This window comes from Pseudocolwellia agarivorans (assembly GCF_002000085.1).
Taxonomy (GTDB): Bacteria; Pseudomonadota; Gammaproteobacteria; order Enterobacterales; family Alteromonadaceae; genus Pseudocolwellia; species Pseudocolwellia agarivorans.
In genome coordinates this window covers 711,184-722,335 of record NZ_MUZU01000001.1, presented here as the reverse complement: position 1 = coordinate 722,335, position 11,152 = coordinate 711,184, and the positions used below count along the sequence as shown (strand labels likewise).

Sequence of the window (11,152 nt, the reverse complement as noted above, 5' to 3'; positions counted from 1 at the left end):
ATTGGAGCCTTTGTTTATCTCAGTTAGCGATTTATTTTGAGGGACGTTTAGACAGCGTGCTCGATATTTAAGAATTTAAGCTGACACAGAATTTTGAACGCCCCCTTTGAATCAGAGCTAATCAGATATAAACTTTAAAGCTCTATGTATTAATGTATTTTTACTATATTCTCGAAACTTGTAATATTCTTCTCTCCTCTATAAAAATTATTCGAAAATATGTAGTAAAGAACATTTCCTATCTTATTTGCTCGTTTGTTTATCGATAGTCTCTTTTAACTCATGCCCGTCTCTTTTATAGTGAGCGCTACATAATATAAATATATTTTATAAGGACTTATAAATGAATTTGTTTCGACCTGTGGCTTATTCTTTTTTTGTTTTATTGTTATCGGCTTGTCAATCAAGTTATAACTCCAAAAGTGAAAAAACAACGACTGTTCCACCAAGAGCTGAAGATGCGTATTTATCGCAAGAACAAGCTTATTTGCGCTCGTCGCGCGTGTCAGATGTTCATTACAACTTACAATTTACTTTGTCTGAAAGTAGTCAGTTTTCAGCAACTTCTGTTATCGATTTTTCATTAAAAGATAATTCAACACCTTTAACGGTCGATTTAAACGATGCAGAAATTAATGCATTAATGGTAAACGGAAAGTCAGTTAAACCAACATATAATAAATGGTTTATTACTTTACCAGCAAAGTCATTAAATAAAGGTAAGAACATAGTAAGTATTAGCTTTACACGTGAGCATAGTACTGATGGGGAAGGGCTACACCGCTTTAAAGATCCTGTTGATGACAAGGTTTATTTATACTCTCATTTTGAACCAGCGGCGGCACAGCAAATGTTTGCTCTGTTTGATCAGCCTGATTTAAAAGCTACTTATACTATGTCTGTATCAGCTCCTGCTGATTGGTCTGTTATTACTGCAATGAAGGAAAGCCGAGTTGAAGAAAAAGGTCAACTTAAGGTATGGCACTTTGATGAAACGCCAAAGCTAAGCCCGTATAATTTTTCTCTTCATGCTGGGCCATATAAAGTATGGGAAGACAATAATGCGAAATATCCATTACGCTTATTTGTACGTCAATCAGTCGCTAAGCAAATTAAACCTAGCGATTGGTTTAAATATACGACACAAGGCTTAACTTTTTTCGAAAATTACTACGGTGTTGATTACCCATTTACTAAATATGATCAAGTACTCGTACCTGACTTTTTGTACGGTGCGATGGAAAATGCGGCTGCAATCACTTTTGCTGAAGGTAGCTTTTTAACAAATGGTGAAATGAGTAAAAGTAAACGTGAAAGATTAGCTAATGTTATTATGCATGAAATGGCTCACCAGTGGTTTGGTAACTTAGTTACCATGAAATGGTGGAACGGACTTTGGTTAAATGAAAGTTTTGCTGCTTTCATGGCAACTTTAGCTACAGCAGAAGCTACAGAATTTACCGCAGCATGGCGCTCATTTTATACGGGGGGTAAACAGGCGGCTTATCGTGCAGATCAAAGTGTAACAACGCACCCTATAGAAGTTGCTATTCCATCAACAGCTAATGCTTTCGATAATATTGACGCGATCACTTATTCAAAAGGGGCTTCAGCTTTAAATCAATTACGCCACTTATTAGGCAAAGACACCTTTAGAAAGGGGATTCATCAATACCTTAGTGAAAATGCTTATAAAAATGCTGTTTTAGATGACTTTATTGCAAGCTTAGCTAAAGCGAGTAACCGTAGTTTAGATACATGGAAAGATCAGTGGCTATACAAAGCCGGTGTTAATACCATTAATGTGAATTTTGAATGTGTAAATAATGTTATTAGCTCGTTTGAAATAGAACAGTCTACCGATATTAAGTTTCCAACTTTACGTGAGCAAAAAATCCAACTTGCACTATTTAATATTAAAGGTGACAAACTTAAGCAGACTAAAGCTCTACCTTATATTTATAAAGGACAAACTACTCAGGTTAATGAATTAAAAGGTGTTCAATGTCCTGATCTTGTTTACCCAAATTATGAAGATTGGGGGTTTGTTAAAGTTCAATTAGACAAGGCTTCTTTTAAAACAGCTAAACAACACGTGAATAAAGTAGAAGATCCACTTTTACGTTCAATGTTATGGCAAAGTCTGTGGGATAGTGTTCGTGACGGACAGTTATCACTTAATGAATATTTAGATGTTGCGGTTAATAACATCTCTGCTGAAAGCGATTATACCATTTTGGGGCAAGTGATTAGTCAGCTTGAAACAAGTAAAACTTATTTAAATAAAATGTACGGCTTAAATAACGCTTATGCGAAAGAGATGACACAAAAGTTAGAAGAGCTTGCATGGGCTAATACTATAAAGAGTTCTGGCAGTAATATGCGTAGATGGTTTGAGGCTTACAGAACCATAACCAGTTCAGCATCAAGTTTAAGTAACTTATACACTGTATTGAAAGGTGATGAGGTTATTGATGGGCTTGTTGTTAATCAAGATTTACGTTGGGATATTATTGCCCAGTTAAACCGTTATCAATATCCTAATGCGGATAAATTAATAACTGCTGAGTTAGAAAAAGATAGTTCTGATACTGGCTTGAAGTCAGCTATTTATGCTGAAGTTATTGCACCAGATGAAGCAATTAAAACGCGTTGGTTAGCTAAAATACAGCAGAATGATTCAGAGCTACCGTTTTCAAAATTACGCTCTGCTATGACTGCTTTATATACATCTGATCAAAACAGTTTAGATGAAAAAACGGCAGATCAGCGTATAAACAGTTTAGCAAGTATTGATGCGGCTAATGATCACACATTTATGAGGAGTTATGGTCGTTACCTTATTCCTGCAAACTGTACGTCACAGAGTGTTAAGCGTTTACAAAAAGCTGCAGATACGCTAACTGAGTTATCTTCAGGGACTAAACGCTCATTGTTGGTTGCTTTACAAAGTGATGAACGTTGTTTAATGATCAAGAATAAAATGACTATTAAATAGCTAAATAAGCGCTAAACAATACATATTCAGTATTGATAGTGTGTTAAAACTCGTTGTGTTGTATTCTTACGTATATCGTGATTATTCAATACCACGAGTTTTTTATTTTTAGGAGATTAAATGAAATCGATACTTATTGTTTTTATGTTATGTATGACAGGGTGTGCTCATATTTTAGAGGGAGAGTCAGAAGTATCTGAGGGTAAAGCTTGGGATTTTGATCATCAAGTGCAGTTTGAGCAACATAAAATAAGTGATAACAACTATAGCCTGATTGTTCGTTCTACCAATAGAACGCGATTTTCAACACTTTCAGCTTTTTTAGTTCGTCAATCTTTCCAGATTTGTAAGACCTACGGTTTTAAAATTGAAATTGTTGATGGTATTGAAACTTACAATGATGAAAAATATATCAAGAGTTTTATTCCTGCTTCGTTACAAGCGAATATTGAATGTAAGCCAAGCTTGAAAAAAGGTTAAATCTTTATCATACAGCTTAGTTAAGATTCATTTTTGTTGTCTGTTTTTCCTTTATAAAAATAAAAAAGGGTGATGATTTTAGTTATTCGCAAGTGTTAACTCGCTCAACTAAAATGATCACCCTTTTTTCTATTCTACTTTCAATTTAAGCTCTCTATTAATAAAACAGAGAGCTTGGCAGAGAAAGTTTATACCATTTTGATAGGTACGTATTTAGTGCTCATCTCTTCTGTAGGAGGAGCAAATCGAGTTAAGTCGATACCTTCTACCGCAGCTTTGTATTCTTCGATTGAAGGGAAACGACCCAGTACAGATGAAAGTACAACTAGCGGTGTAGAACCTAGTAATGATTCACCTTTTTTCTCAGCACTATCAGCTACAACTCGACCTTGGAATAAACGAGTTGAAGTAGCAATAACTGTATCACCTGGTTCAGCTTTTTCTTGGTTACCCATACATAAGTTACAGCCAGGGCGCTCAAGGTACATGATGTTTTCGTACTTAGTACGTGCTGCGCCTTTAGGGTTTGCATCATCAAATTCAAAACCAGAGTACTTACGCAAGATGTCCCAATCGCCTTCAGCTTTAAGTTCATCAACAATGTTGTAAGTTGGTGGAGCTACAACTAATGGCGCTTTAAATTCTACTTTGCCGTTTTGTTTTTCAATATTACGTAACATTTGAGCGATGATTTGCATGTCACCTTTGTGAACCATACAAGAGCCAACAAACGCTAAATCTACAGGCTTGCCATCGTAGTATGAAACCGGACGAATAACATCATGAGTATAGCGCTTAGATGCATCTTCGTTGTTTACATCAGGGTCAGCAATCATTGGTTGATCGATAACATCTAAATCAATAACAACTTCTGCATAGTATTTGGCGTTGTCGTCTGGCGATAATGCTGGTGTTGTTCCTGATTTAACTTCTTCAATGCGTTTGTCAGCTAAAGCGATTAAACCGTTAAGTGTACCCGCTTCGTTTTCCATACCTTTATCAATCATGATTTGGATACGGCTTTTAGCAAGCTCAATTGATTGAATTAAAGTTTCATCATTTGAAATACAGATTGAAGCTTTTGCTTTCATTTCTGCAGACCAATCGGTGAAAGTGAACGCTTGGTCTGCTAATAAAGTACCAATGTGTACTTCGATTATACGACCTTGGAATACGTTTTCACCGCCAAACTGTTTAAGCATTTGTGCTTGAGTAGCATGTACAACATCACGGAAATCCATGTGACCTTGCATTTTGCCTTTAAATGTTACTTTTACAGACTCTGGAATTGGCATAGCCGCTTCACCTGTCGCAAGAGCTATTGCAACAGTACCTGAATCGGCACCAAATGCTACGCCTTTAGACATACGAGTATGCGAGTCACCACCAATAATAATAGCGCGATCATCGACGGTAATATCATTCAATACTTTATGAATTACGTCAGTCATTGCGTGGTAAACGCCTTTAGGATCACGCGCTGTAATTAAACCGAACTTGTTCATAAAGCTCATTAATTTAGGGATGTTTGCTTTAGCTTTGCTGTCCCATACTGATGCTGTGTGACAACCCGACTGATATGCGCCATCAACTAATGGAGAAATAGTTGATGCGGCCATCGCTTCTAGCTCTTGGCATGTCATAGGGCCAGTAGTATCTTGTGAACCTACAATGTTAACTCTAACGCGAACATCAGATCCTGCGTGAAGATCAGTTTCAGAAGCAACGCCTACCGCATTTCTGTTAAATATTTTTTCAACGGCTGTTAAGCCTTGACCTGCATGAGAGATTTCTTTAGAAGGTGCATAAACTTGAGGTATTTCAATTCCTAGTACTTCAGCTGCAATAGTTTGTAGCTTCTTACCAAAGGTAACCGCGTAAGAACCACCCGCTTTCATGAATTCCATTTTTTGTGGAGTGAAAGCTGAAGAGATATCAACTAGTTCTTTATCACCGTTTAATAATTTTTTAGCTTTAGTATCAATAGTTAATACAGTACCAGTAGCAACTGAGTAAGCTTCTTCTAAAACAACATCGCCATTTTCATCAACAACATTATTGCCGTTCGCATCTACTTTCTTAACCCAGTTTTTAAGATCAAGACCAATACCACCAGTTACATCAACAGTCGTTAAGAATATTGGAGAAATACCATTTGTACCAGCAACAACAGGAGCTATGTTAATAAATGGAACGTATGGACTTGCTTGTTTACCAGCCCAAAGTGCAACGTTATTCACACCCGACATACGTGAAGAACCAACACCCATAGTACCTTTTTCAGCGATAAGCATTACTTTTGCGTTAGGGTGCTTAGCTTGTAAAGCTTGGATCTCGTCTTGAGCTTCTGGAGATATCATACATTTACCGTGTAATTCACGGTCAGCACGTGAGTGTGCTTGGTTACCAGGAGAAAGTAAGTCAGTTGAGATATCACCTTCACCAGCGATATAAGTTACTACTTCAATTTTTTCTTCGATATCAGGTAGTTTGGTAAAAAACTCAGCGTTAGCGTAGCTTTCTAAAATATCTTTAGCAACAGTGTTACCTGCTTTGTAAGCCGCTTCAAGACGTGCTGTATCTGCATCGTATAAAAATACTTGTGTTTTTAATACCGCGGTTGCAGGGGTAGATAATGCTTCATCATCGCTTAATGCTAAGTCGAGTAGTACACCAATAGATGCACCACCTTTCATATGTGATAGTAATTCGTAAGCAAATTCAGGTGTAATTTCTGCTACTGTTTCTTCACCTAAAATAATTTGTTTTAAGAATTTAGCTTTTTCACTAGCTGCACTCGTAGTACCTGGCAGAGTATTGTAAATGAAAAAGTTAAGAGAATCTGCGCGATATTCATTCCCTTGATCTTTGATTTGTTCGATGATTTCAGCTAATAACTCAGCGCTATCAATAGGCTTTGGCGCTAAACCAAGCTCCTTTTTACGACTTTCAATTTCTGCTATATATTCTAAATACAGACTCATTTGATACTCTCTCTAGCTATAAAATGCTAATAACAGGGTCATTAGCCAGGACAAAATTTGTCCCTATTTTACCTGATTTTTTATCTACTATGAATCATTTGATAAAATAAACACTATTCACAAAAGATATGCCTGATAGAAATTTTAGTGATATGCGTTGTTTATCATAATAAATATTAGTTACAGGTGTATTAAGTGAGCTCTTTTATGTGTAACTAACACTTCAATTTTTGTGTTTACTAAAATCGTATTTTGGGCGTTTATTGGTAAATGATAAGAGAATTGATTCTAGTCATTTTATCGTGTGTTGATACATGTTATAAATTTATATTATTGATTTTAAATAACTATATATATTATACATACTAATAATAAACGGGATGATTGGCTACTGTCGTTCATTTAATATACTTATTAACGTATGATCAAACTAAAATTTTTAATCCCTGATACTGAAAAATTTAATTCAGATTAACCTAACCGGCTGAGCTAAATTAAGGTTAGTTATCTCTATCATAAAGGTAAAAGTCATGCTTCAAGAATATCGTAAACATGTAGAAGAACGTGCTGCTGAAGGTCTTGTGCCTAAGCCGTTAGATGCAGAACAAACTGCTGCTTTAATTGAACTTGTAAAAAAACCGCCTGCAGGTGAAGAAGATTTTCTTCTGGATTTATTAACAAATCGAATCCCTGCTGGGGTTGATGATGCCGCTTATGTGAAAGCTGGGTTCTTAGCTGCAGTCTCTAAAGGGGATGCGATTTCTCCTATTTTAAGTGCTGAGAAAGCGACACAATTATTAGGTACTATGCTAGGTGGCTACAATATTCAACCTATGATCGATTTATTAGACGATCCTGCTTTAGCTAATACAGCAGCGGCAGGTTTATCAAATACATTATTAATGTTTGATGCTTTTCATGATGTACAAGAAAAAGCTGAAGCAGGTAACCAAGCTGCTAAGCAAGTAATGCAGTCTTGGGCTGATGGCGAGTGGTTTACGAGTAAGCCCGTTGTTGCTGATAAAATTACTGTTAAAGTGTTTAAGGTAGCAGGCGAAACAAATACAGATGATTTATCGCCAGCGCCCGATGCTTGGTCACGTCCTGATATTCCATTACACGCCAAAGCTATGCTGAAAATAGAACGTGAAGGCATAACACCTGATGAAGATGGTGTTGTAGGCCCAATTGCACAAATTGAAGCGTTACAAAAAGATGGGATCCCATTAGCTTATGTAGGTGATGTTGTTGGTACTGGCTCTTCACGTAAGTCTGCCACTAACTCTGTTTTATGGTTTATGGGAGATGATATTCCGTGTATTCCAAATAAACGTGGTGGTGGTGTTTGTTTAGGCGGAAAAATTGCCCCTATTTTTTATAACACTATGGAAGACTCTGGCGCATTACCGATTGAATTAGATGTACAAAAAATGAATATGGGCGATGTTATTGATATCTATCCATACGAAGGTGTTGTTAAAAATTCGGCTGGCGAGGTTATTTCAACATTTGAGCTAAGCCCTGTATTACTTGATGAGGTTCGTGCTGGTGGCCGTATTCCATTGATTATCGGTCGTGGTTTAACCGCTCGTGCTCGTGAAGCATTAGGGCTAGATGCTACGGATTTATTTAAAAAACCTGAAGATACGCTTGAATCAACCAAAGGTTTTACTTTAGCGCAAAAAATGGTGGGTAAAGCTTGTGGTGTTCAAGGTGTACGCGCTGGGCAGTATTGCGAACCTAAAATGACAACGGTTGGCTCACAAGATACTACAGGTCCTATGACACGTGATGAGCTTAAAGATTTAGCATGTTTAGGTTTTTCGGCTGATTTAACTATGCAATCGTTCTGTCATACCTCTGCTTATCCTAAACCTGTTGATGTTGTTACCCATCATACATTACCTGATTTTATGATGAACCGTGGTGGTGTTTCACTCCGCCCGGGGGATGGTGTTATTCATTCTTGGCTAAACCGCATGCTATTACCTGATACGGTGGGTACTGGTGGCGATTCACATACGCGTTTTCCATTAGGTATTTCATTCCCTGCTGGGTCTGGTTTAGTTGCTTTTGCTGCGGCTACAGGAGTTATGCCACTTGATATGCCGGAATCTGTACTCGTTCGTTTTAAGGGCGAAATGCAAAAAGGTATTACATTACGTGATTTAGTACATGCCATTCCTTATTACGGTATTAAAAATGGCTTATTAACGGTTGAAAAAGCCGGTAAAGTTAATGAGTTTTCTGGTCGAATACTTGAGATTGAAGGGCTTAAAGGCTTAACGGTTGAGCAAGCATTTGAATTATCAGATGCTTCAGCAGAACGCTCTGCTGCAGGATGTTCGATTAAACTCGAAGAAGAATCTGTTGCAGAATACTTAGAATCAAACATTGTTATGCTTAAATGGATGATCAGCGAAGGTTACGGTGATGTGCGTACTATTGAACGTCGCATTAAAGGTATGCAAGAATGGCTAGCGAATCCATCTTTAATGGAAGCTGATAGCGATGCCGAATACGCTCATATCCTTGAAATTGATTTAGCTGATATTAAAGAGCCCATTGTTTGTTGTCCTAACGACCCAGATGATGCGAAATTATTATCGGAAGTTGCTGGTGTTGCAATTGATGAAGTATTTATTGGCTCATGTATGACAAATATTGGTCATTTCCGTGCCGCGGGTAAACTCATTGAGAAATTCAACGGTACTTTACCTACGCGTTTATGGGTTGCTCCTCCAACTAAGATGGATCGTGATCAACTAACGGCTGAAGGCTACTACAATATTTATGGTAAAGCTGGCGCACGTATGGAAACACCTGGCTGTTCATTATGTATGGGTAACCAAGCACGCGTTGCAGAGAAATCTACCGTGTTATCTACATCAACTCGTAACTTTCCTAACCGTTTAGGTAATGGGGCTAACGTATACTTAACATCAGCAGAACTTGCAGGGGTAGGTGCTATATTAGGTAAATTACCAACAACGGCTGAGTATATGGAATATGCCTCACAAATTAATGCCACAGCTGCGGATACTTACCGTTATTTAAACTTCCATAAAATGGATGCTTACACAAATAAAGCTGACTCAGTTATTATTCAAGAACCTGCATAATTGGTTATTACGTTTTAATAAATGATTAATGAAACGTCACTTTTAAGTGGCGTTTTTTTATTTATATGTTTTGATTTTTTATGTTTTATATATTCCGTATTAGGGGGATAGCTATTTTTTGCTGATCGAACGTTTAAGCATTTATTAAAAGAGAGGATTAGCTAAGTTTGATATAATGATAAAATAATCTATTTACTTATAAGAAATTTATGGAATACGAATTTATTCATGATTCATTAACAGGGGGAGCTAGTGCTCGATTTTCAATGGAACATGAAATTATGGGGCCTTGGTTAGAAGTAGAAGTAGGAAAAGACATTGAAAAGATAAATGTTCTACTAGAGGTTGTCGCTAATATTAAAGAGCGACAACAAAAAGATATTACGATAACGGGTATGGAATACAGCCTAATTTTCAGTGAGGACTCTGTTCAAGTATTTTTTAATCGCGATTTGGAAGACGTAGAGCAAGCATATGATAGTGAAATTGAGCAAGGTATTAATACAGGTTACGACAGTTCTACAGAATGTGGTGTTGAAGACTTTAGGGAGTTGTTAATTAAGTGGTCAAATTTTATCAAATAAATACTTCGTATTAAATAATACGAGTTAAGTTATATCTTCTTCGAAACTATTTAATAGTGTTGAATATTCACCTTCGTTTATGACTAGTATATTTAACACTTTATCTTTTAAGAATGTCCAGTCAGGCGTGTCTTCGTTATACCTTTTTTGATGCACAATATTTTCAGCCATTTTTAAAATAGAAAAATAAAATTTTTGAAGGCGGCTGAATGGATTGTCTAAAAAATCTCGTTCGTGGTGAGCTAAAATTAACTGGCAAATATCTTTAGGTAATCGCCACGATGTAGCAACATAGTAACCAATAGTTGCGTGGTTAGCTTGATAATTTATATCTTCAATTGATGTTATTGAAACGTCAGGAGTTTCCAAGGCATGTTGAAATATTTGATGATATTCAGAGTATTTCATTGCCATAATAGGAATACCACAATCATGGAAAAGTCCTAAAGAAAATAAAATATCTTTAGAGATAGCTTGTTTTAGTGAGTTACCTATATGTACACAAACATTCGCTATATTGGTTGAATTTATCCAAAAATCTTCTAATGCGATTGAGCAATCTTCTTGCTTAAAGGTTTGTTTAAGTAAGCTACTTGTTACTAAAATTATTATGCCTTCTAAACCTATATAGCGTACAGATTTTGGAATGTCAGAAATGGTTCTTGATAAGCCGTATACAGGCGAATTTATTGTTTTTAATATAGTTGAAGATACAGCTGCATCTTGCGCTATAGTACGAGCTATAAGGTTTAACTCAGGCTCTTCTTGCGCAATTAATCCTTGAAGCTTTTTAAGTAATTTGGGTTGGGCGGGAATGGAAAAACCACGCTCTATATCTTCAATTACTTTTTGATCAATATGTAACATAAGTTTTAATTATAATTTATTGCTAAGTTACAGCTCATATATAAATATGACATTATTAGTCCTTTACTATGTTATAACTATCACTCAATTTTAATTAATTTACAACAGCTTATTAAA

General features: G+C 36.4%; 6 protein-coding genes. 4 read left to right on the top strand and 2 right to left on the bottom strand.

The annotated features are described in order from the left end of the window. Nucleotides 1–343 precede the first annotated feature (343 nt). Entirely contained in the window at nucleotides 344–2,998 is a 2,655-nt protein-coding gene (gene pepN / locus B0X80_RS03105; RefSeq protein WP_077338336.1) for an aminopeptidase N, read from the top strand. A 120-nt stretch (nucleotides 2,999–3,118) separates the two neighbouring features. After that, nucleotides 3,119–3,478, top strand: a complete 360-nt coding sequence (locus tag B0X80_RS03100; protein WP_077338335.1) for a hypothetical protein — start codon at nucleotides 3,119–3,121, stop codon at nucleotides 3,476–3,478. A gap of 188 nt (nucleotides 3,479–3,666) precedes the next feature. Here B0X80_RS03100 and B0X80_RS03095 read toward each other — a convergent pair whose 3' ends face one another. Continuing rightward, the gene (locus B0X80_RS03095; protein ID WP_077338334.1) at nucleotides 3,667–6,462 is read right to left on the bottom strand and encodes a bifunctional aconitate hydratase 2/2-methylisocitrate dehydratase; all 2,796 of its coding nucleotides are present in this window, start codon (nucleotides 6,460–6,462) and stop codon (nucleotides 3,667–3,669) included. Nucleotides 6,463–6,992: 530 nt separating this feature from the next. Here B0X80_RS03095 and acnB point away from each other — a divergent pair. Together acnB and B0X80_RS03085 are read left to right on the top strand one after the other, a co-directional pair. Beyond that, entirely contained in the window at nucleotides 6,993–9,584 is a 2,592-nt protein-coding gene (acnB, locus tag B0X80_RS03090) for a bifunctional aconitate hydratase 2/2-methylisocitrate dehydratase (RefSeq protein ID WP_077338333.1), read from the top strand. Between the two features lie 209 nt (nucleotides 9,585–9,793). Further along, nucleotides 9,794–10,168 carry a YacL family protein gene (locus B0X80_RS03085; RefSeq protein WP_077338332.1) on the top strand — a complete coding sequence of 125 codons (375 nt, stop codon included), beginning with the start codon at nucleotides 9,794–9,796 and terminating at the stop codon, nucleotides 10,166–10,168. A 24-nt stretch (nucleotides 10,169–10,192) separates the two neighbouring features. On the opposite strand, the gene B0X80_RS03080 is transcribed toward B0X80_RS03085, so the two are convergent. After that, nucleotides 10,193–11,035: an HDOD domain-containing protein gene (locus tag B0X80_RS03080; RefSeq protein WP_077338331.1), complete on the bottom strand. Its 843-nt coding sequence runs from the start codon at nucleotides 11,033–11,035 to the stop codon at nucleotides 10,193–10,195. Between the last annotated feature and the right edge of the window lie 117 nt (nucleotides 11,036–11,152).

What these genes read in the sequence shown, in the direction of transcription:
- pepN (WP_077338336.1), top strand. Translation starts at nt 344, where the DNA reads ATGAATTTGTTTCGACCTGTGGCTTATTCTTTTTTTGTTTTATTGTTA.
- B0X80_RS03100 (WP_077338335.1), top strand. Translation starts at nt 3,119, where the DNA reads ATGAAATCGATACTTATTGTTTTTATGTTATGTATGACAGGGTGTGCT.
- B0X80_RS03095 (WP_077338334.1), bottom strand. Translation starts at nt 6,462, where the DNA reads ATGAGTCTGTATTTAGAATATATAGCAGAAATTGAAAGTCGTAAAAAG.
- acnB (WP_077338333.1), top strand. Translation starts at nt 6,993, where the DNA reads ATGCTTCAAGAATATCGTAAACATGTAGAAGAACGTGCTGCTGAAGGT.
- B0X80_RS03085 (WP_077338332.1), top strand. Translation starts at nt 9,794, where the DNA reads ATGGAATACGAATTTATTCATGATTCATTAACAGGGGGAGCTAGTGCT.
- B0X80_RS03080 (WP_077338331.1), bottom strand. Translation starts at nt 11,035, where the DNA reads ATGTTACATATTGATCAAAAAGTAATTGAAGATATAGAGCGTGGTTTT.